This is a genomic window from Neisseria subflava (assembly GCF_003044645.1).
Taxonomy (GTDB): domain Bacteria; phylum Pseudomonadota; class Gammaproteobacteria; order Burkholderiales; family Neisseriaceae; genus Neisseria; species Neisseria subflava_B.
In genome coordinates this window covers 83,863-105,997 of record NZ_POXL01000003.1, presented here as the reverse complement: position 1 = coordinate 105,997, position 22,135 = coordinate 83,863, and the positions used below count along the sequence as shown (strand labels likewise).

The 22,135-nt window shown below is 49.0% G+C and carries 20 protein-coding genes; 11 read left to right on the top strand and 9 right to left on the bottom strand.

Features of this window, described 5'->3' with window-relative positions; all coding sequences use genetic code 11:
* Nucleotides 1–70 precede the first annotated feature (70 nt).
* From DBY97_RS04180 to mltG, 3 genes are all read right to left on the bottom strand, one after another.
* Nucleotides 71–1,351: a malic enzyme-like NAD(P)-binding protein gene (locus DBY97_RS04180; protein WP_083314053.1), complete on the bottom strand. Its 1,281-nt coding sequence runs from the start codon at nucleotides 1,349–1,351 to the stop codon at nucleotides 71–73.
* Nucleotides 1,352–1,614: 263 nt separating this feature from the next.
* A complete protein-coding gene (tmk, locus tag DBY97_RS04175; protein ID WP_107857544.1) occupies nucleotides 1,615–2,241 on the bottom strand; it encodes a dTMP kinase in 627 nt (208 codons plus the stop codon).
* Between the two features lie 67 nt (nucleotides 2,242–2,308).
* Nucleotides 2,309–3,304, bottom strand: a complete 996-nt coding sequence (gene mltG / locus DBY97_RS04170; RefSeq protein WP_107857543.1) for an endolytic transglycosylase MltG — start codon at nucleotides 3,302–3,304, stop codon at nucleotides 2,309–2,311.
* 115 nt (nucleotides 3,305–3,419) lie between these two features.
* Between mltG and ampD the strand changes: the two genes are divergently transcribed.
* The 4 genes from ampD to galU all read left to right on the top strand — a co-directional run bounded on the left by ampD (nucleotide 3,420) and on the right by galU (nucleotide 9,031).
* On the top strand, nucleotides 3,420–3,986 hold the full coding sequence (gene ampD, locus DBY97_RS04165; RefSeq protein ID WP_107857542.1) for a 1,6-anhydro-N-acetylmuramyl-L-alanine amidase AmpD: 567 nt from the start codon (nucleotides 3,420–3,422) through the stop codon (nucleotides 3,984–3,986).
* A gap of 177 nt (nucleotides 3,987–4,163) precedes the next feature.
* Entirely contained in the window at nucleotides 4,164–5,432 is a 1,269-nt protein-coding gene (locus DBY97_RS04160) for a cell division protein ZipA C-terminal FtsZ-binding domain-containing protein (protein WP_107857541.1), read from the top strand.
* A 139-nt stretch (nucleotides 5,433–5,571) separates the two neighbouring features.
* A complete protein-coding gene (ligA, locus tag DBY97_RS04155; RefSeq protein ID WP_107857540.1) occupies nucleotides 5,572–8,040 on the top strand; it encodes an NAD-dependent DNA ligase LigA in 2,469 nt (822 codons plus the stop codon).
* 127 nt (nucleotides 8,041–8,167) lie between these two features.
* Nucleotides 8,168–9,031: a UTP--glucose-1-phosphate uridylyltransferase GalU gene (gene galU / locus DBY97_RS04150; protein ID WP_107857539.1), complete on the top strand. Its 864-nt coding sequence runs from the start codon at nucleotides 8,168–8,170 to the stop codon at nucleotides 9,029–9,031.
* Nucleotides 9,032–9,085: 54 nt separating this feature from the next.
* Here the strand turns inward: galU and DBY97_RS04145 are convergent, their stop codons facing one another.
* The gene (locus DBY97_RS04145; RefSeq protein ID WP_107857538.1) at nucleotides 9,086–10,582 is read right to left on the bottom strand and encodes a TrkH family potassium uptake protein; all 1,497 of its coding nucleotides are present in this window, start codon (nucleotides 10,580–10,582) and stop codon (nucleotides 9,086–9,088) included.
* 173 nt (nucleotides 10,583–10,755) lie between these two features.
* Between DBY97_RS04145 and DBY97_RS04140 the strand changes: the two genes are divergently transcribed.
* The 3 genes from DBY97_RS04140 to DBY97_RS04130 all read left to right on the top strand — a co-directional run bounded on the left by DBY97_RS04140 (nucleotide 10,756) and on the right by DBY97_RS04130 (nucleotide 11,805).
* Nucleotides 10,756–11,031, top strand: a complete 276-nt coding sequence (locus DBY97_RS04140) for a type B 50S ribosomal protein L31 (protein ID WP_107857537.1) — start codon at nucleotides 10,756–10,758, stop codon at nucleotides 11,029–11,031.
* The gene (gene ykgO, locus DBY97_RS04135; protein WP_003685279.1) at nucleotides 11,031–11,156 is read left to right on the top strand and encodes a type B 50S ribosomal protein L36; all 126 of its coding nucleotides are present in this window, start codon (nucleotides 11,031–11,033) and stop codon (nucleotides 11,154–11,156) included. Before DBY97_RS04140 ends, ykgO begins: the two co-directional genes overlap by 1 nt.
* Before the next feature lie 241 nt (nucleotides 11,157–11,397).
* Nucleotides 11,398–11,805, top strand: a complete 408-nt coding sequence (locus DBY97_RS04130) for an MliC family protein (protein WP_107857536.1) — start codon at nucleotides 11,398–11,400, stop codon at nucleotides 11,803–11,805.
* Between the two features lie 217 nt (nucleotides 11,806–12,022).
* Here the strand turns inward: DBY97_RS04130 and DBY97_RS04125 are convergent, their stop codons facing one another.
* The 4 genes from DBY97_RS04125 to DBY97_RS04110 all read right to left on the bottom strand — a co-directional run bounded on the left by DBY97_RS04125 (nucleotide 12,023) and on the right by DBY97_RS04110 (nucleotide 17,073).
* Nucleotides 12,023–12,397 carry a DUF5071 domain-containing protein gene (locus DBY97_RS04125; protein WP_107857535.1) on the bottom strand — a complete coding sequence of 125 codons (375 nt, stop codon included), beginning with the start codon at nucleotides 12,395–12,397 and terminating at the stop codon, nucleotides 12,023–12,025.
* 305 nt (nucleotides 12,398–12,702) lie between these two features.
* Nucleotides 12,703–15,495 (bottom strand): isoleucine--tRNA ligase, encoded by a 2,793-nt coding sequence (gene ileS, locus DBY97_RS04120; RefSeq protein WP_107857534.1) that lies wholly within the window; start codon nucleotides 15,493–15,495, stop codon nucleotides 12,703–12,705.
* 138 nt (nucleotides 15,496–15,633) lie between these two features.
* Complete coding sequence (ribF, locus tag DBY97_RS04115; RefSeq protein ID WP_107857533.1) at nucleotides 15,634–16,560, bottom strand: bifunctional riboflavin kinase/FAD synthetase; 927 nt, start codon at nucleotides 16,558–16,560, stop codon at nucleotides 15,634–15,636.
* Between the two features lie 123 nt (nucleotides 16,561–16,683).
* A complete protein-coding gene (locus DBY97_RS04110; protein WP_049331430.1) occupies nucleotides 16,684–17,073 on the bottom strand; it encodes a hypothetical protein in 390 nt (129 codons plus the stop codon).
* 160 nt (nucleotides 17,074–17,233) lie between these two features.
* Here DBY97_RS04110 and DBY97_RS04105 point away from each other — a divergent pair, with 160 nt between their 5' ends.
* The 4 genes from DBY97_RS04105 to dapC all read left to right on the top strand — a co-directional run bounded on the left by DBY97_RS04105 (nucleotide 17,234) and on the right by dapC (nucleotide 21,830).
* Complete coding sequence (locus DBY97_RS04105; RefSeq protein ID WP_107857532.1) at nucleotides 17,234–18,109, top strand: YoaK family protein; 876 nt, start codon at nucleotides 17,234–17,236, stop codon at nucleotides 18,107–18,109.
* 217 nt (nucleotides 18,110–18,326) lie between these two features.
* Entirely contained in the window at nucleotides 18,327–19,007 is a 681-nt protein-coding gene (locus DBY97_RS04100) for an OmpA family protein (protein ID WP_107857531.1), read from the top strand.
* Nucleotides 19,008–19,347: 340 nt separating this feature from the next.
* Entirely contained in the window at nucleotides 19,348–20,520 is a 1,173-nt protein-coding gene (locus DBY97_RS04095) for an NAD(P)H-dependent flavin oxidoreductase (protein WP_107857530.1), read from the top strand.
* A gap of 122 nt (nucleotides 20,521–20,642) precedes the next feature.
* Nucleotides 20,643–21,830 carry a succinyldiaminopimelate transaminase gene (dapC, locus tag DBY97_RS04090; RefSeq protein WP_107857529.1) on the top strand — a complete coding sequence of 396 codons (1,188 nt, stop codon included), beginning with the start codon at nucleotides 20,643–20,645 and terminating at the stop codon, nucleotides 21,828–21,830.
* 63 nt (nucleotides 21,831–21,893) lie between these two features.
* Here dapC and DBY97_RS04085 read toward each other — a convergent pair whose 3' ends face one another.
* Complete coding sequence (locus DBY97_RS04085; protein ID WP_003747315.1) at nucleotides 21,894–22,064, bottom strand: rubredoxin; 171 nt, start codon at nucleotides 22,062–22,064, stop codon at nucleotides 21,894–21,896.
* Nucleotides 22,065–22,135: the final 71 nt, after the last annotated feature.

Sequence of the window (22,135 nt, the reverse complement as noted above, 5' to 3'; positions counted from 1 at the left end):
CCAATAAACAAAAATGCCGTCTGAAATACAACTTTCAGACGGCATTTTCAATCAAATACTACTTACCGGATTACAATTTCAAACCGGCCAGTTTAGCAGCATACGCATCCAAATCAGCGATTGGACGGGTAGCCACGCCGCTTTCCATTGCTGCTTTAGCAGTAGCCGTAGCAACGCGAGGCAACAGGCGGGAATCGAATGGGGTAGGAATCAGGTATTCCGCACCGAATTCAAATTTCTTACCGTAAGCGGCAACCACTTCTTCAGTTACCTCTTCCATCGCCAAATCAGCCAAAGCGTATACGCAAGCGCGTTTCATTTCTTCATTGATGGTGGTCGCGCCGACATCCAATGCTCCACGGAAGATAAATGGGAAGCACAATACGTTGTTTACTTGGTTCGGGAAGTCTGAGCGGCCGGTACCGATCACCACATCCGGACGGGTTTCTTTTGCCAAAGGAGGCAGAATTTCCGGATTTGGGTTTGCCATAGCGAACACGATTGGTTTTTCGTTCATGGTTTTCAGCATTTCAGGAGTCAGCAGGTTGGCACCGGACAGACCCAAGAAGATGTCTTTATCTTTAACGGCATCAGCCAATACGCGTTGGCCGTTATCTTCAATGGCATAGAACTGTTTGGACTCGTCCATACGGTCTTTGTCTTCGCGGGTTTTGTAAATCACGCCTTTGGAGTCGCAAACGGTCACGTTTTCGCGTTTCAAACCCAAATCCAGCAATTGGTTCAAGCAGGCAATCGCTGCGGCACCTGCACCGGAGCACACCAAAGTCGCTTCTTCAATTTTGCGGCCGGTATAACGCAAAGCGTTCAGTACAGCGGCAGCGGTAATGATGGCGGTACCGTGTTGGTCGTCGTGGAATACAGGGATTTTGCAACGTTTGCGCAATTCGCGTTCGATATAGAAGCACTCAGGCGCTTTGATGTCTTCGAGGTTGATGCCGCCGAAAGTCGGTTCCAAAGAAGCGATGATGTCTACCAATTTTTGCGGGTCTTTTTCATCGATTTCGATATCGAATACGTCAACACCGGCGAATTTTTTGAACAATACGCCTTTGCCTTCCATTACAGGTTTACCGGCCAATGCGCCGATGTTGCCCAAACCCAACACTGCTGTACCGTTGGAAATCACGGCAACCAAATTGCCTTTGGCAGTGTATTTGTAGGCAGTTTGCGGATCGGCATGGATTTCCATACAAGGAGCGGCTACGCCCGGAGAGTACGCCAACGCTAAATCTTTAGAAGTGGCCAGAGATTTGGTTGGGGTAACGGAGATTTTGCCCGGCACGGGGAATTCGTGGAACTGCAGGGCGGCTTCTTTTAATGAATTTTCCATTTATCGATCCTGTTTGCGAGAGAGATTTTACAGCGAACAAGTCTGAAACAGGCTGCTTCAGACGTTTAAAATTTCTAAAGTCGGGTTGTTAACAGACCGGCTTTGTAAGGGACCGTAATTTTATCATGTTCTTTTGGTGGCGCATACCGATATTTATTACATTTGTTTTGATATTTCGTTTTATTTAGTTTTATGTCTAAAAACTTCTGTAATAATATTTCTTCGCCACACTACCCTTCTTTCAGACGGCATTTTATTTAAACTTAAACATTCAATCCAAAATGACTGTCTAGCGCGGTTTCAATCTGATCTTTTACCGCGTCCAGACTTTGGCTGCTGTCGATAACGGCATAGCGTTCCGGCTGTTCGTTAGCACGTTGCAGATATACTTCGCGCACCCGATTGAAAAACTCGGCTTCTTCTTGTTCAAAGCGGTCTTTCTCACGCGTTTGGTTGATGCGCGCCATTGACACTTCCAAAGGCACATCCAACAGCAAAGTTAAATCTGGGCGGAAATCGCCCTGCACCCAATGCTCAAGCGTGGCAATATCTTGTAAGGGAACGCCTCGTCCACCGCCTTGATAGGCAAACGTTGCATCGGTAAAGCGGTCGGAAACGACATGCGTGCCGTTTTTCAGGGCGGGCACAATGACCGTTTCCAAGTGTTGCTGTCTGGCTGCAAACATCAGCAGGGTTTCGGTACGCAGGCTGACTTGGGTGGCAGGGTTGAGCAGGATTTCACGCAATGCTTCTCCGGCCGGAGTGCCTCCCGGTTCTCGCGTAAACAATACAGGCAGTTTGTGTTTTTCAAACCATGCTTTCATTACGGCGAGGTTGGTGGATTTGCCTGCACCGTCTATGCCGTCAAGGGTAATAAATCTAGGTTTCATATGGATATCGTCAATTTAAAGGACGTCTGAAACAGGGATTATAAATGTTTCAGACGGCCTATTCGGTTTATTTCTTCAAAATATATTTGCGTACGGCAGCGTTATGTTCAGAAAGATTGTGGCTGAACTCGCTCAAGCCCGTACCATCCATTTTTGAGACGAAATACAGATATTTTTCATCAGACGGATGACCCGCCGCTTCAAGCGCGGCCTTGCCGGGAAGCGCAATCGGCGTTGGCGTCAAACCGCTGCGCGTGTAGGTATTGTAAGGCGTATCGCGTTGCAGGTCGGCTTTGCGGATTCTGCCCTTATACGCATCGCCCATGCCATAGATGACAGTCGGGTCGGTTTGCAGGCGCATGCCGATATTCAGGCGGTTGACGAATACGGCGGCCACATGGGCGCGGTCGTCTTCGTGCGCGGTTTCTTTTTCAATCAGACTCGCCATAATCAGCATTTCGTACGGATTTTTATAAGGCAGGCCGCTTTGACGGTCGTCCCATGCTTCTTGCAGGTTTTCCCGCATCTTACGGTAGGCGATTTTGTAAATTTGAAGATCGCTGCCACCGGCATCAATTTCGTAACTATCCGGGAAAAACTGTCCTTCAGGATTGCTGCTCAAGGCATCGGGCGCCACTTCGGCCATCAGTTTTTCATCGCTCCAACCGCGCGTATCGTGGGCAATGTCGGCAGTGTTGTCGATAATACGGCGCATTTGGGCAAAACGCGCGCCTTCCAAAATTTGCACGCTGACCGAGTCAGGGCGGCCTTTTTTAATGCGTTTTAAAATGTCCCAAGCCGATACTTTAGAAGACAGGCGGTAAGAGCCGGCATTGAGTTGGTTGTGTACGCCCATCACATACGCGGTGGCTACCAGCACATAACGGTTATAAACGATACCGTCTTGAGCCAGTTTGCGGCTGACGGAAGAAATACCTTGGTTTTTGGTAATGGTAATACGGTATGGTTTGCCGTTGTCTTTCGGAACAAACAACAATGCGGCAACCACGGCGGCAAATGCCGTCAAAAATACGGCCAGCCATTTCAACAATTTTTTCAGCATGGTAGGATTCTTGGTTTGTGAACGTGTCGGGCGACAGTATAACCGAAAACAAGCGCACCACGCCTGCCACCTTCCCCAACTTATGTTTTCCTATCCCGAAAGGCCGTCTGAAACAATGAATTCCCCTTCCAAAAACACTTGGCAAAACGGCCGTTGGCTGAATGCACGCCAAACTCATTCGCCCAATTTCAGCCCGCGCGAACCGGATGAAGACATCTCATTGGTTGTCCTCCATAATATTTCCCTTCCTCCTTTTGAGTACAACACGGGAGCAGTGGAAAAATTGTTTACCAACCAAATCAACCCTGACGAGCATCCTTTCTTCAGCATCATCCACACCTTGCGCGTCTCCAGCCATTTTTTCATCAGCCGTGAGGGCGAAACCGTCCAATTCGTTTCCTGCGACGACATGGCCTATCATGCCGGCGTATCGTCGTTTCAAGGCAGAGAAAAATGCAATGCCTTTTCCATCGGTATCGAATTGGAAGGCTGCGATTTCGAGCCTTTTACCGAAGCACAATACACCAGCCTGCAAGCCTTGCTGACCGCCATTTCCGAACATTACCTGATTCAGGCCATTACCGGTCATCAGGACATCGCTCCGGACAGGAAAACCGATCCTGGGCATTTCTTCGATTGGCCACGCCTTCAAAAAGCAGGTTTCCCCATCCGGCACGGATAACTTTCAGACGGCCTGAACACTGATTGGCAGACATAATGCTGTCACAACCGTTTATTTTCGTTATAATTCAGCTATTCATTCGGACGCATAAAGTCCGGCTCCAACGAACTTCCCACGCAGCAAGATTCCGCACCCTGAAAAAGATGGAATGCTGCCTTTTTAAAAAGTGATTACTCCATGATTTTCATCGTCTTAGCCCTCGCCGCTCTTTTGACTGTCATCGGTTACAACATGTACCAGGAAAACCAATACCGCAAACAAGTGCGCGAACAATTCGGCCATTCCGATAAGGATGCACTTTTGACCAGCAAAACCAAGCACGTCCGCGACAGCAAAGAAACCGGCGGCCAAGGTTTGTTTATCAAGAAAAACAAAAAAACCGAAGAGGCATTGCGCAACCTGCAAGAGCAAGATGAAATCTACGCAGCAAAAGCCAAACTGGCTCACCCTGCCCAGCTTAAAACCGATGTCGAGCTGACTGTAGAAGACGATTTCTCCGCTGAAGAAAAAGTCGAACACACCGTTATCGGTTTGAACAACGAAATTACTATAAATCCTGCCGAAGCCACTTCTGCTCCGGTTGAAACCGTAGCCGAGCCTGTAGCACAAGTACCGTTGATCAGCTTGGACGAATTGTCTCAAGTCGAGTTGCCGTGGTTTGACCCGCGCTTCGACTACATGGCCTACATCTCCCTGAAACAAGCCCAAGAATTGCACGCCCTGCCGCGCCTTTCCTCTACCCACCGCTTCCAAATCATCGGTTGCACCATGGACGACCATTTCCGTGTTGCAGAGCCGATTCCGGGCGTTTACTACCAAGGCTTCGTCATGGGCCTGCAAGCTGTCAGCCGTAACGGTTTGGCCGCGCGTGAAGAGTTGCAACACTTCGACCAACAGGTTGATGCTTTTGCCCAACTGATGGACGGCAAAGTTTTGCATACCGACTTGGATGCGTTCACCGAAGTCGCGCAAGCCTTAGACCAATTCTGTGCGCGTGTTGACCAAACCATCGCTATTCACTTAGTTTCCCATTCCAATATCAGCGGCGTAGAATTGCGTGCCTCCGTAGAAGAGACCGGTTTCAAATTGGGCGAAGACGGCGCGTTCCATTTCGGTGACAACAACAACCCTCAACTGTTCTCCATCCATACTTTGGACAACAAACCGTTTACCAATCCTCTGTTGGACAACCAAGCCTACCTCGGCTTCAGCATGCTTTTGGATATTCCGCATGTTCCTGCCGGCGAAAAAACTTTCGACAAATTTATGGACTTGGCAGTCAAACTCTCCGGCCAACTCAGCTTGGATTTGGTTAACGACCAAATGGAAGAAGTTTCCACCCAATGGCTCAAAGACGTACGCAACTACGTTTTGGCACGTCAGGAAGAAATGCTCAAAGTCGGCATTAAACCCGGCAGCAAACAAGCCCTGCGCCTGTTCTCCTAAACTTTTCCAAACAAAAAGCGGATATGCAATAACGGCATATCCGCTTTTTTCAGGTAAAATCCCTTCATCTTCAATATTCATCGATTTTCAGACGGCCTCTCTATCATCAGGCCGTCTGAAAACTCTATTTCGATTGCTCATGAATCCGACCGCACAACGTATCAAATACCTGACCGACCTCCTCAACCGCTACGCCTACGAATACTACACCCTAGATGCGCCCAGCGTACCCGATGCCGAATACGACAAATTGTTCCGCGAGCTTGAAGCATTGGAGCTGAATCACCCTGAGTCGAAACTGCCCGACAGCCCGACACAGCGCGTCGGTGGCGAGCCTTTGGCAGGCTTTGCCGAAGTGCGCCACGAAGTACCGATGCTGTCGCTGACCAACGCCTTTTCTCCACAAGACGAAAACGGCGTGTTCGACCATGCCGAAATGTATGCTTTTGATGAACGCGTTCGTGGCGGATTAAACGGAGAAAAACCGGAATACGTTATCGAACCTAAATTTGACGGTCTGGCCATCAGCCTGCTGTACCGCGACGGTGTATTGACTCAAGCGGCAACCCGTGGCGACGGCACAACAGGTGAAGACGTTACCCAAAACGTCAAAACCGTATCCAACATCCCCCTGCGCCTGCATGGAGAAAATATCCCCGAGCTTATCGAAATACGTGGCGAAATACTGATGCTCAAAGCCGATTTTGCCGCCTTAAACGAACGACAGGCTGAAAACGGACAAAAACCTTTCGCCAATCCGCGCAATGCCGCCGCCGGCAGTCTGCGCCAACTCGATTCGCGCATTACGGCACAGCGCAAACTGCATTTCTTCCCCTATGCCATCGCCCGACAACAAGGCGGTTTTATCGCAGAAGAACACCTGCAAGAGTTGAACTACTGTAAAGAGCTTGGCTTCAGCCTGCCCGATGGCAATTTCGGCTGTTTCCCAAATATCAATGAAGTATTAGCGTTTTACGAGCAAATGCAGCAAAAACGCCCTACTTTACCTTATGAAATCGACGGCATGGTGGTCAAAGTCAACAGCTTGGCGCAACAGCGTGAACTCGGCTTCATCTCCCGTGCGCCGCGCTGGGCCATTGCCCACAAATTCCCTGCCGAAGAAGCATTGACCATTGTCGAAGCCATTGATGTACAAATCGGTCGCACCGGCGCAGTAACCCCCGTTGCACGCCTGCAACCTGTATTCGTCGGCGGCGTTACCGTCACCAATGCCACCCTGCACAATCAGGACGAAGTATCGCGCAAAGACGTACGCGTTGGCGATACCGTTGTCGTACGCCGCGCCGGAGACGTGATTCCCGAGGTGGTGCGCGTAATTTTTGAACGCCGCCCAATGCAGGATACCAACATTGCTGTTTCAGACGGCCTGCAAGACGATTTGTTTGCCGAAACATCTTCTAAAACGCAAGTCGAACCGCTTCACAAACCTTACCGCCTGCCCACCCATTGCCCTATCTGCCGCAGCGAAATCGAACGTGAAGAAGGCGAAGCGGTTGCCCGATGCAGCGGCGGTATGCTTTGCCAAGCACAACGTGCGCAAGGTTTAATCCACTTTGCCTCACGCAAAGCCATGGATATCGACGGACTTGGTCAAAAACAAATCGAGCAGCTGGTCGCACAAGATTTGGTTCGTCATTTCGCCGACCTCTACCGCCTCGATATTCCAACCCTACAAAAAATGAAGGAAACAGCGGATAAAGCGTCAGCTAATGAGGAAGAACCATCAAACAGTGAGATTGAAGACTTTGAAAGCGAGACCGGCAATACCCTGCTTGCCAAAAACATTAAAAAACAGCCGACCAAATGGGCGGAAAACATCCTTGCAGGCATAGAAGCCAGCAAAACGCCCGAACTTGCGCGCTTCCTTTTTGCCCTCGGCATCCGTCACGTTGGCGAACGCACGGCCAAAACGTTGGCACAGGCATTTGGCACACTGGAACACGTCCGCCATGCACCCGAACCCATCCTCGCCTGCCTGCCCGATATCGGCACGGTGGTCGCCCACTCCATCGCTCACTTTTTTGCCCAAGAAGCGCAACAGGCGATGATAGACGAGCTGCTGGCTGTAGGTGTTGCCCCACAAAGCCAGGCTGTCACTATCCCGCCGTTGCGCCATGCCGAGCCGCAACGCTGGATTGCCCGCCTGCCCGATTTTAAAATCAGCGAAACCAAAGCACTGGACTTGTGGGAGCTTGCCGGACAAAGCATAGAAGGTTTGCAAACCGACAAAGCATTGCCTGCCGATTGGCAAACATGGCGCAGTAAACCGCAAAACGCAGCCCTGCTTGAAAATATGAAAACTTTCTTTGCTCAAACACTGTCTAAGCTTCAAGATGAAACGATTTCAGACGGCATCAATGAGACCATAGCAGGAAAAACCTTTGTATTAACAGGGACTTTACCCACGCTCAAACGCGACCAAGCCCAAGCCATGATTGAGGCTGCCGGTGGTAAAGTTTCCGGCAGCGTATCCAAAAAAACCGACTACGTTGTCGCCGGAGAAGCCGCAGGCAGTAAATTGGAAAAAGCCCAAACTTTGGGCGTAGCCATCTTGAGCGAAGAGGAATTGCTGTCGTTGCTGGGATAAGACAGTATCTATGACCAATCCTCCTTTTCAGACCGTCTGATACTTTATCATGTGGTATTATTGTTACATACGACTACATCTTTACACTTTTTGGGGTATAAACCCACAGTTAAAATAGGATAATAATATGAAACCCATTAAAAAATGCGTCTTCCCCGTTGCCGGTATGGGCACCCGTTTCTTGCCTGCAACCAAAGCCAGCCCCAAAGAAATGCTGCCTATCGTGGATAAGCCTCTGATTCAATATGCAGTTGAAGAAGCGGTTGAAGCCGGCTGTACCGAAATGGTATTCATCACCGGCCGTAACAAACGCAGCATCGAAGACCACTTTGACAAAGCATACGAGTTGGAAACCGAATTGGAATTGCGTCAAAAAGACAAACTGTTGGCACACGTTCGCGATATCCTGCCTTCCAACATTACCTGTTTGTACATCCGTCAAACCGAAGCATTGGGTTTAGGCCATGCCGTGCTATGCGCTCAAGCTGCTGTTGGCGATGAACCTTTTGCCGTTATTTTGGCAGACGATTTGATTGATGCGCCTAAAGGCGCGCTAAAACAAATGGTTGACGTGTATAACCAAAGTGGCAACAGCGTTTTAGGCGTTGAAACCATCGATCCTTCCCAAACCGGTTCTTACGGTATTGTCGAAGTCGAGCAGCTGAAAAACTATCAACGTATTATCAACATCGTTGAAAAACCCAAACCGGAAGAAGCGCCTTCCAACCTCGCCGTTGTCGGCCGCTACATCCTGACTCCGCGTATTTTTGACTTGTTGACCAACCTGCCCCGCGGTGCCGGTAACGAAATTCAACTGACAGACGGTATCGCCCGCCTGCTCGACCATGAGTTTGTGTTGGCTCATGCGTTTGATGGCAAGCGCTATGACTGCGGCAGCAAATTGGGTTACCTTGAAGCGACTGTGGCTTACGGTCTGAAACACTCTGAAACCGGTGAACAATTTAAAGAATTGCTCAAACAATACGCTTAAATTCAGCTATTTATAAAAAGGCCGTCTGAAATTTCAGACGGCCTTTTTCTACACTTATTTCTTCCAATATGCCGGAGTGAACAAAATTAAAACAGTAAAAATCTCCAAACGTCCCAACAACATCACCGCCGTACACAGCCACTTCTGCACATCGCTCAGCGCGGCATAATTATGCGACGGACCGACAGCACCCAATCCCGGCCCTGCATTGGTAATACAGGCAATGACTGCCGTAAAGGCAGATAAAAAGTCCAAGCCTGCCGCCATCAATAGAAAACTGAATACGATGACCGTCATAAAGTAAATAAAGATGAACGACATGACGGTCAGCGCCATGCGATCCGGAATGGAGCGATTGTTGACCTTTACCGTACGAACCGCACGCGGGTGCAGCAAAATCAGCATTTCACGCAAGCTGAATTTAAACAATACCAACGCACGCACGTTTTTAATACCGCCGCCCATAGAGCCTGAGCTTGCCAAGACGTTCGACAGGAAAAACATCCATAACGACACAATCAGCGGCCATTGTGCAAAGTCGGCATTGGAGAAACCGCTGGCCAATCCGATGGACACAAAGTTAAAACTGACAAAGCGCAAAGCTTCGCCAAGGCTCTGGTACACGTCCTGCTGCCACAGATACAATGCCGAAATCAAAATACTGCCCAACAAAACCAGCAGCATGGTGCGGCATTCTTCATCCTTCCAATACACCCACCAAGAGCGGTTGCCCAGCGCAGTAAAGTGACTGGCAAAATTGATACCGCCCCAGACAGTAAAAAACATCAACGTCCATTCGACTGCCACAGAATCAAAATAGGCAACGCTGTCATCATGTGTCGAAAAACCGCCCAAGGCCACTGCCGACATCGCATGGCACAAGGCATCAAACCAACCCATACCGGCAATATGTAAGGATAAAAAAGCCGCAGCAGTTGTCAGCGCATAGGCAAACCATAGCCGTTTGGCCACTTGCGAAATGCGGGGCGCCATCTTACTTTCTTTATCCATACCCGGAATTTCCGCTTTGAAGAGCTGCGTGCCCCCCACGCCCAACATCGGCAAAATCGCCACAGCCAGCACGATAATACCCATACCGCCAAGCCAGTTGAGCATGTGCCGCCAAAAGTTTACAGACGGCGCCAGCGTATCCAAGCCGGAAATCACTGTCGCACCTGTCGTCGTCAGCCCCGACATCGCTTCAAAAAATGCATCAGTAAAACTCATGGACGGCATATAGAAATAAATCGGCATCGCCGCCACGACAGCAAAAGCCAGCCACAGCATCAGTACCAGGGTGAATCCGTCACGCGGCCGCAACTCACGGTTGAAACGCAAAGTCAGCACCCAAGTAACGCACGATACCAGCAATACCGTCAAAGCCGTATAGGCAAACACGAAAAATGCGCTGTCGTGATAAAAATACGACATCAGTGTCGGCACGGCCAACAGCAATGAAAACAACAGCCCCAGCTTGGACAATACATGGACAATCGGCATTACCTTGCTTACCGCACCGCCCAATCTGAAACCCTTATGCAGATACATCATATTCCTATCATCAGAAAACAAAATGTTTCAGACGGCCTCATGAAAAAAAGGCCGTCTGAAACCGCATATTTTATCAAAATGCCGCAATCCCGTGATAAAGAAAAACAAAAAACACTTGCCTGCTCTTTTTCTAGGAGTATAATGTTATACCATAACACTCACTGGAGAAAGAAATGAAACCCGATATCCACCCGGACAACTATCGTACCGTCCTGTTTTACGACAGCGGCGCAGACCAAGGATGGCTCATCCGTTCATGTGCCAATACCCACGGAAAAACCATGGTTTGGAAAGACGGCATAGAGTATCCCCTCTTTTCGCTTGATACTTCTTCCGCGTCCCACCCCGTATACACAGGTAAACAACGCAACGTTAATGTCGAAGGCCGCGCCAGCAAGTTCAACCAACGTTACCAATCCATGATGTCTTCCTTCAGAAAGGATAAATGATGCAAGTCCTCTCATCCCTAAAAACTGCAAAAAAACGACACCGCGACTGCCAAATTGTCCGCCGAAAAGGCAAAGTGTACGTTATTTGCAAGAGCAATCCCCGTTTTAAAGCACGCCAGCGTTAAGCGGCCCAACCCATATTTCAATGTAACTCTCTGAATTTTCCGCACTTTCGTTTACCTCTAGCGCAAGTGCGGCTTTTTTTCAAACGGCATTAATCATTCATATCAAAACTACAAAAAATCCTGCCATACTCCCAAAAACAGGAAGAAAAAGTAAATAATGGTTATCCCTATTGTGAAGCCATAAAGATATTTATAACATGCCGCTACATTCTTCCTTCAATACTGACCATAGGAGTCAAAAATGAAAGTAAAAGCCCTGCTTGCAATTGCCGCCGCCATGAGCCTCGCTGCCTGCGCCGCACCTGAAGCCCATCGCCATGACCATGGTCAACGTCATGAGCACAATCATGCACACGAACATAGCCACCAACATCATGTCATGCACAACCATGGCCGTGTTCAATCATTCAGCTGCGAAAACGGCCTGTCTGTACAAGTCCGCAACCTGAGCACCGATCAAGTTGAATTACGCCTTGACGACAAAGTTGCCACCCTGTCTTCTGCCGTTGCAGGTTCAGGCGAACGCTATGTTGCCAACCAAGGCCTGTTCGGCAAAGGCGCTGAATGGCATCAAAAAGGCAGCGAAGCATTCTTCGGCTTCACTGACCCATATGGCAACAAAGTAGAAACCTCTTGCTCTGCCCGCTAATTTCTACTTAGCGATAGAATAGCTAAAGGCCGTTTGAAAACTTGTTTCAGACGGCCTTTTATTTTGGATAAAACGAATAAGGAATATAGTTTCTGTTTAATGAGAAAATGCAAATATAAGGCTATTTGAAGGTTCAAAACACATCGAATAAGTAAGATCCTTTGAAAGGTACTCTCCAACAATACATTATTCCAAAATCATTAAATATACATCTACCTTAATTTAAAACTTTTTCCAAGATTTCTTTAAGGTTTTCATCATCTTCATCCAAAGTTAATTTTTCTGAAATATTATGAAAACAATGCTTCAAATCAATGGTTAAGGCTACTTGGTTTTGATAGGATAATTTTGGATAAAGTTCAAGTAAAACCCAATAAATGCATATACTATCATTTGAGTAAAAAATATTTGAAACGAATGGAAGTAATGTATCTTGTCTTTCTACAAAGATTTCAATAATTTCGCTAAAAACAGGAAAGTTCGCATCTCCCAACCATCCTGAGAGCCACTCCCCCATCTCAATTAATTCCTCATCGTTGCAGTCCTTAATTTTTTTGCAAGCATTGATGTCAAACTTATCTTTAGGGCGCATATAATACCTCATTGTTTTATTAAAGACTTACGAATCCAAAATTGTAATAATTGATCTCAATTCTAGATAAATGATTATTCGTAATTCCTATATCCTCAACAAATTTTCTCTGAAGTAAGAGTCATTTTTTGCAATTAAACTTCTACCCCACAATAACTTGAAACCCCATCCTGCATTTTACCTAAATCACAAATCCCAATTACCCTTCAAAATCTATTCGCTATACGAAACAGATTCAATAAACAAAGGCCGTCTGAAAACCTATTTTCAAAGTTTTCAGACGGCCTTTATCTTAGACCAAACAATTAAGCGTAATGTCTGTCTTCGCCTTTGCCATCAACGTTGTCGGCACAACGTTTACAGATGGTTTCATGGCCTGCAACTGCGCCCACATCGTGGGTGTAGTGCCAGCAACGTTCGCATTTTTCGCCGTCACTGGCTTTGGCGGTAACGGTAAGTTCATCACCTACTTTCACTTCGGCTTTAGACACCAGCAAAGCAAAACGCAACTCTTCGCCCAAAGTGTTCAAATAGTCGGCAATTTCTTCCGGAGCCGTAATTTCGGTTTCGGCTTGCAATGAAGAACCAACGGTTTTATCCGTACGCAGAGGCTCGATGGCGGCGGTTACTGCTTCGCGGGCTTCTCGGATTGCCGTCCATTTTTTCACCAATTCAGCTTCGGCTTTTTCATTGATAGATGGGAATTCATGCCATGTGTGGAAGAGGACGCTGTCTTCTTCTCCACCACCGATGATGTCCCATGCTTCCTCTCCAGTAAAGCACAAAATCGGAGCAATCAACAGAACCAAACTGCGTGTGATGTGATACAGGGCAGTTTGCGCACTGCGGCGTGCATGGCTGTCTGCTTTGGTGGTGTATAGGCGGTCTTTCAGGATATCGAGGTAGAACGCGCCCAAGTCTTCCGAGCAGAAAGAAACAATGTCTTTTACGGCAAAGTGGAAGGCATAACGCGGATAGTAATCGCCTGCCAGACGCTCTTGCAGCTGACGCGCCAATACCACGGCGTAGCGGTCGATTTCCACCATGTCTGCCTGTTGCACGGCATCTTCAATAGGATTGAAGTCGCTAAGGTTGGCAAACAGGAAGCTCAAGGTATTGCGGATACGGCGGTAGCTTTCGGTAACGCGCTTGAGGATTTCTTTGGAAATCGCCAATTCGCCGCTGTAATCAGTGGATGCCGCCCACAGACGCAGGATGTCCGCGCCGAATTCGTTGTAAACTTCTTGCGGCGCGACGACGTTGCCGATGGATTTCGACATTTTGCGGCCGTTTTGGTCAACCACGAAACCGTGGGTCAGCAGCTGTTTGTATGGCGCGCGACCCATTGATGAGGCGCAACCGGTCAGCATGGAGGATTGGAACCAGCCGCGGTGTTGGTCGCTGCCTTCGAGGTACAAGTCAGCCGGCCATTCCAATTCTTCGCGTTGTTTCAAGACGGAATAATGGGTCGAACCTGAGTCGAACCACACGTCCATCGTGTCGGAAAGTTTGTCGTAATTTTCACAATCTTCCGCGCTCAAGAGTTCGCTCTTATCAAGAGAGAACCATGCTTCGATGCCTTTTCCTTCGATTTTTTGGGCAACTTCTTCCAACAACTCGGCAGAGTTCGGATGCAGCTCACCGGTTTCTTTGTGAACAAAGAAAGTCATCGGCGTACCCCAATAGCGTTGGCGTGAAACCACCCAGTCAGGACGGCCTTCAATCATGGCTTCTAAACGCGCACGACCCCATGATGGGAAGAATTCGGTGTCATCAACGGCTTTGATGGCTTTGTCGCGCAAGGTTTTACCATCGGCACCGGCTTTGTCCATACCGACAAACCATTGGCCGGTCGCACGGTAAATCAACGGCGTTTTGTGACGCCAGCAGTGTGCGTAGCTGTGTTCGATTTTGCTGCTTGCCAAGAGGTTGCCGGTTTCTTCCAACCATTGCAGGATAACAGGATTGGCATCCCAAACGCTCATGCCGGCAACGCGCGGCGTTTCGCTGATGTACTTGCCTTCAACGTTGACGGGGTTGTAAAGCTCGATGCCGTATTTATTGCAGACGGCGTAGTCTTCCAGACCGTGCGCAGGCGCAGTATGCACCAAGCCGGTACCGGCATCGGTGGTAACGTGGTCGCCGTTGAGCATGGGAATATCGCGTTCGAGGAACGGATGATTCATATGCAGGTTTTCCAGCTTGTCGCCTGTGGTTTCTGCCAATACTTTCAGGTTGTCTGAAGCAAAGCCGTAACGTTTGAGCGCATCTTCTGCCAAATCTTTGGCCAACACTAATTTGCCTTTAGGTGTATCAATCAGTTGATACACCACGTCTGCACCAGCTGAAACAGCTTGGCTCGCAGGCAAAGTCCAAGGCGTGGTTGTCCAGATAACGGCAAACGCTTTGCCTTCAATACTTGCCAAACCGAATGCGGCGGCAAGCGCGGCAGTGTCTTTAAACGGATAGGCAACGTCAATCGCAGGCGATACTTTGTCTTTATATTCCACTTCGGCTTCAGCCAAGGAAGAGCCGCAGTCCAAGCAGAATTGAACCGGTTTCGCGCCGCGGTAGAGATAGCCGGATTTGTAGATTTCGCCGAGCATACGCACGGTATCGGCTTCGGTTTTGAAATCCATGGTCAGGTAAGGATTGTCCCAGTCGCCCAACACACCCAAGCGGATAAAATCTTTTTTCTGACGGGCAATCTGTTCGGCGGCGTATTCGCGGCACAATTCGCGGAAACGGGCTTTAGGCATGTCTTTACCATGCAGTTTTTCTACCATCACTTCGATAGGCAAACCGTGGCAGTCCCAACCCGGTACATAAGGCGCGTCAAAACCGGCTTGGGTTTTGCTGCGGATAATGATGTCTTTGAGAATTTTATTGACGGCATGACCGATGTGGATGTCGCCGTTGGCATACGGAGGACCGTCGTGCAGAATGAATTTCGGACGGCCTTTAGCGATTTCGCGCAGTTTTTGGTAGCGTTTTTGCTCGTACCAGCTTTTCAGCCATGCAGGCTCGCGCTTGGCAAGATTGCCGCGCATTGGAAACGGGCTCTCGAGCAGGTTTACGGTTTTACTGTAATCGGTCATTTTTTAATCTCTATTGTTGCGGTATTTCGGTTTCAGACGGCCTGATTGCTCATTTTGAAAAGGACAGGCCGTCTGAAAAAATTCAAAGGACTTATTGTAGCCCAATTGTCTTGATTTTATAAGCTTCTAGAAGCGTTTCTATACTTTCCAAACCTTCGCATCTTCCATATCTTGCAAAATTTGGGTTTTCAATGCTTCGATACTCTCAAATTTTTTCTCGTCACGCAGTTTGTGCAGGAAGCGGACGAAGATACGCTGGCCGTACAAATCGCCGTTGAAATCGAACAGATGGACTTCCAGCTTCTGCGATCGGTTGTTGCTGACAGTGGGATTAAAACCAAAGCTGGCAACGCCTCGGCGCGTACCGAATGTGCCGTCTGCCTCAACGACAAATACGCCGCTTAGCGCATAATGATACGGAGGAAGCTGTACATTGGCGGTAGGCGCGTTGATGGTGCGGCCGAGTTTTTGTCCGTGCTTGACCTTTCCGCTCAACACATAATCATGGCCCAACAGTCTTTTAGCGTATTCCAACTTGCCGTCTGAAAGGGCTTGGCGGACGGCGGTACTGCTGGTACGGATGTCTTCAACGATAACGGACGGCGTGCGCTCGGTTTGCATATCGGGCTGTTGAGCCAAAAGCTCGAAACAACCTTCACGACCGGCACCGAAACGGAAATCGTCGCCAATCAACAGATAACGCGTGTTGAGCGTTTGGCGCAAAAGTTGGTCGATAAACGCTTGTGCGCTCATATCGGAGAAAGCTTGGTTAAAACGCAAGACCCAAACGGCATCCACACAGCCGGTTTCACGCAAAAGGCGCAATTTGGTACGCAGCGGGCTGATGCGGTAAGGCAGCTTTTTCCCGGCTTTGCGCGCAAAAAATTCTTTGGGCTGAGGCTCAAAAACAACAACGACAACAGGCAGACCGCGCTGGTCTGCCTCTCGTTTGAGTTTTTGTAGAATGTGTTTGTGCCCGAGGTGTACGCCGTCGAAGTTGCCGATGGTTACGGCGGCTCCTTGCGGAAATTTGGGCGCGTGTCGCTGTCCAAGCCAGATGTTCATGGGTGGTGGGTATTGTGTTTGAATAGGCGGCTATTGTAAACGTTATTGCCGTTTCAATAAACCTTAGGCCGTCTGAAACCAATAAATATATGCTTTCAGACGGCCCTAAAATTTGTTAATACCTTACCACCACCAAGGATAACGGCCAAACGGATAGCCCCAATCATCGTAATAGCGATAGTAGCGGGCTTCGCGCAGCTGTTCTTGGGAAATATAGTTTTGCCATGCCATTTTGTAGCAGGCCTGGAACATCGGATCGGAAACTTTGTCGATATATTTGAGGCGGAAGGCTTTTTGTTCCGCGGTTGCAGCACCAGGTTTGCCTTCTTCGTCAAATTTGCGGCGGATCAGCGCGGCAGTTTCCTGATCGCATTGGGCGGCAAGATGTACTTGAAGATCCTGCTCATAGCGTTTCTGCGCTTGGGCGCGTGCGGCTTTTTGCTCAGGCGTGGTGGCGCAGGCGGCAAGTAATGCGGCAGCACCAATCAATAAGGTCAGGCGGATAGGATTCATCGGATGTTTCCTTATACTCATGTATGGCTATTAATGTACGCCTTCATCTTACAATGGGCAAGTGTGGCAACTTGGGGACACTTTATATTATTTGTTCTTATCGGCAGACAGTTGCATATAAAATACACTCTGTATGAATGTTTAACTTTAAACCCACTCAATGAACACTGACAAACCTCCCCACTCCTACCGATTGCGTCACCACAGGCAACACACGCCGCCGTTTTGGCAGGCGGATCGCCCGTATCTGCACGAACACAATATTTCCGATGCCCGTTTCAGACGGCTGGGCTACATCATGGCCTTTCTTGCCGGCGCGATTAATGCCGGCGGCTTCTTCGCGTTCTCACGTTATACCTCCCACGTTACCGGCTCAATGTCGCTGTTGGCAGATGTTTTGTATCTTCAAGAGTGGAGTGTGGCCATTATTGCCACAATCAGCGTGTTATGTTTTGTTGCTGGAGCCGCGCATTCGGGCTGGGTGATTTTGTGGACGCAGCAAATGCGTTTCCGTGGCAGCTTTGGATTTTCCATGTGGCTGGAAGCAGTTTATCTGTTGATATTCGGTTGGTTCGGTATTGCTGCGATGGAATGGGATTTTGGCGGCTCTGATTTTATTATGCCGTCTTTGGCATTGTTTTTATTGTGTTTTATTATGGGTATGCACAATACGGTTATCACGCTTCTTTCCGGCGGCGCCATCCGCTCCACCCACATGACCGGCACGGCGACCGACTTGGGCATTGAAATTTCACGCGCGCTTTATTACTCAAAACAGCATCATCCGCGCCTGCCGCACGTCCGCGTCAACAAACCGAAAATGTGGCTTTTAAGCGGCTTAATGCTGTCGTTTTTGCTGGGTGGCGTGGTTGGCGCATGGGGTTATCATCTGGTCGGCCATCATTTCGCCCTGCCCGTTTCCGCCGTTTTGCTCATACTGGGTGCAGGTTCAGTGGGATACGATGTCAAGGTCAGATTGAAATGGGCATTCGTCAACTGGTACCGCCGCAAGCAGAAAAAACGGAAGAAACTGTAAAAAACTTTGCTTGTTATTTCGCGGCAAAATGACCAAACTGTCGGAGAAATGCAGAAATGCTTCAGGATTATGTTAACTGGCAAATATTTTCGTAATATCGGGTTAAACCCATTCTTTTGCGTTTCGGATATTGGGTATCATAAATCCGTAATGACCCACGCGGTTTTTATTCATTTTTTCAGACGGCCCGGGCCGTCATCTAAAAAGAGGATACGACATGAAATTCTTGAAACCCCTGACCGTTATTGCCACTGCGATTCCTTTGGCTCTCACCGGCTGTGTAACTGATCCTGTTACCGGCCAACAATCCGCCAGCAAAACCGCCATGTACGGTTTAGGTGGTGCGGCTGTTTGCGGCATCGTTGGTGCGCTGACCCATGGTGGTAAAGGCGCACGTAACTCCGCATTGGCTTGTGGTGCAGTAGGTGCCGGTATCGGCGGTTACATGGACTACCAAGAGAAAAAACTGCGTCAAAGCTTGGCCAACACCAACATCGAAGTTGAACGTCAAGGCAACCAAATCAAACTGGTTATGCCTGAAAACGTAACCTTCGCTACCGGCAGCGCTGCCCTGAGCGGCCATGCTCAAAGCGCCTTGTCTACCGCTGCGCAAACTTTGGTTCAATATCCTGACACGACTTTGACCATCAATGGCCACACCGACAACACCGGTAACGACGCCATCAACGAGCCATTGTCTCGCAACCGCGCCGAATCTGTTGCTACCTTCCTGCAATCCCGTGGCGTAAGCAGCACCCGTTTGAGCACTTTCGGTTACGGCTCCCGTCAACCAATCGCCTCCAATGCTACTGTTGAAGGCCGCGCACAAAACCGCCGCGTTGAAATCTTGATCAACCCTGACCAACGCGCCATTGATGCTGCTAAAAAACAAATGTAATCCGACATCTGTCCGATTCCTATACTTAAGGCCGTCTGAAATTTCAGACGGCCTTTTTCTTTGTAGATTTTGTTTGCAATTTCTCCTCCCCAATCCAACCCATTATAAAATTTATTCCTTTATTAACAAGACTTTTCAATTTTTTCTTTAAAAAAACTGTATTAATACTCTAATTTTTACACTAACTTAGAGTATAATTCCTAAAATTTTAAAAACACGCCTCATGCCGTCTGAAAAACGGCGGCGAAAAACACACTTATTTATATACACATCAGCCCGTTATCCAATCCATTTCATAGGATTTCAGACGGCACCATCCAGAATCTATGAAGGAGCATCCATGCAAAACAACTTTGACCCATTGATTATCCGTGGCAAATCACTGATTCCCGTCGTACAAGGCGGTATGGGTGTAGGCGTTTCCGCATCAAAACTCTCCAGCGCGGTTGCGCGCGAAAACGGCGTAGGTACCATCGCCAGCGTCGATTTGCGCCACTTGCACGAAGATTTGCTGGCCGAATCAAAAATTGACTCCAGCGAAGAAAAATACACCCGCCTCAACTGCATCGCGCTTGACCGCGAAATCAAAAAAGCCAAAGCCGATTCAGAAGGCAAGGGCATGATTGCCGTCAACGTCATGAAAGCCGTCAAAGACCATGCCGCCTACGTCCGTCAGGCCTGCGAATCCGGTGCAGACGCGATTGTGATGGGCGCAGGTTTGCCTTTGGATTTGCCGGAAATGGCCGAGGGCTACCACAAAGATGTCGCCCTTTTCCCTATTTTGTCCGAATCACGCGGTATCAATATCGTTTTGAAACGTTGGATGAAAAAAGGCGTTTTGCCCGATGCCATCGTTATTGAACACCCTGCCCACGCGGCCGGCCACTTGGGTGCAGCAACCGTTGACGGCGTGAACGATGCCAAATTCGAGTTCAAACGCGTCATTGAAGAGACATTTGAAGTATTCAAAAACTTAGGTTTGGAAAGCGAAAAAATCCCGTTGGTACTCGCCGGCGGTATGGCAAACTTTGAAAAAGTCAAAACAGCCTTGAAAAACTGGGGCGCATCCGCCGTCCAAATCGGTACCGCGTTTGCCGTAACCGAGGAAGGCGATGCCCACATCAACTTCAAAAAAACGCTCGCCGGTGCAGAAACCGAAAAAGTGGTTGAATTCATGTCTGTCGCCGGTTTGCCTGCGCGTGGCGTACGCACCAAATTCCTCGACAGCTACATCAAACGCGAAGCCAAATTGCAAGCCAACGCCAAAAATGATCCGCGCCGTTGCACCCAAGGCCTGAACTGCCTGACCAGCTGCGGTTTGCGCGACGGTTTGGCCAAAGCCGGTCAATTCTGTATCGACATCCAACTTTCCGCCGCATTCCGTGGCGAAGTCGATAAAGGCCTGTTTTTCCGTGGTAAAGACCCGCTGCCTTTTGGCAATGCCATCCGTACGGTTCAAGAAACCATTCAATATCTCTTAAACGGTTCCTTGCCTGCCGTCCCTGCCAAATAAACGCATCAACACTCAAAAGGCCGTCTGAAAAACATTTAAACCCTGTTTTCAGACGGCCTTTTTGTCCCAATCCATCTAAAAAATGCTAAGATTATCGCCTGAATTTATCCAGCAGAAACATCATGAATCCATTATTGAACCACCTCAAACCCTATCCTTTCGCCCGCTTGCGTGAAGCCATGCAAGGCATTGACGCACCCGCAGGCCTAACCCCCATTCATCTGCAAATCGGCGAGCCGAAACACCCGACGCCCAAAGTCATCACCGATGCGCTGACCGCCTCCCTGCACGAACTGGAAAAATATCCGCTGACCGCAGGCCTGCCCGAACTGCGCCAAGCCTGCGCCGAATGGGTTGCCCGCCGTTATGATGGTTTGAGCCTCAATCCCGACAATGAAATCCTGCCCGTATTGGGCAGCCGGGAAGCATTGTTCTCTTTTATCCAAACCGTTTTGAATCCGGCTTCAGACGGCCCCAAACCGGTCGTTATCAGTCCCAATCCTTTCTATCAAATTTACGAAGGCGCGACTATTTTGGGCGGCGGCGAAATCCATTTTGCCAACTGCCCTGCACCCAGCTTCAACCCCGATTGGAGCAGCCTGCCCGAAGACGTATGGCGGCGCACCAAAGTCCTGATTGTCTGCTCGCCCAACAATCCGAGCGGCAGCGTCCTGCAATTAGAAGACTGGAAAGAAATTTTTGATTTGCAAGACAAATACGGCTTCGTTATTGCCTCTGACGAATGCTATTCCGAAATTTATTTTGACGACAACAAACCGATCGGCGGCTTGCAGGCTGCGGCGCAATTAGGACGCGGCACGCACAACATTATTATGTTTACCAGCCTGTCCAAACGCTCCAACGTCCCCGGTTTGCGTTCCGGCTTTGTCGCAGGCGATGCCGAGTTGCTCAAAAACTTCCTGCTCTACCGCACCTACCACGGCAGCGCAATGAGCATTCCTGTCCAACGCGCCAGCATTGCCGCTTGGAACGACGAAGAACACGTCATTGCCAACCGCCGCCTCTACCAAGAAAAATTCGACCGCGTCATTCCGATCTTGCAACAGGCATTCGATGTCAAACTGCCTGACGCGTCGTTCTATATTTGGCTGAAAGTTCCCGACGGTGACGACTTGGCATTCACGCGCAACCTGTGGCAGAAAGCCGCCATCCAAGTATTGCCCGGCCGCTTCCTTGCCCGCGATACCGAGCAAGGCAATCCGGGTGAAGGCTACGTCCGCATCGCTTTGGTTGCCGACGTGGAAAGCTGTGTCAAAGCGGCTGAAACCATTGTTTCGCTCTACCGCTGACGATTAAGCAAACAAAGGCCGTCTGAAACTTCAGACGGCCTTTTTATTAAATAATCGGATAATTTATATGGTGAAGTCCAGAAGGTAGAAATCTTCTTTACCTACGCCGCATTCAGGGCATTTCCAGTCATCGGGGATGTCTTCGAACTTGGTACCTGCCGGCAGGCCGTGTTCGGGGTCTCCGACATCTTCATCGTAAATCCAGCCGCAAGGGCCGCACATATATTGAGCCATTTGGTGTTCCTTCCATTTTGAAAGGCCGTCTGAAACCGTATTTTCAGACGGCCTTTCGTGTGTCTTATTGT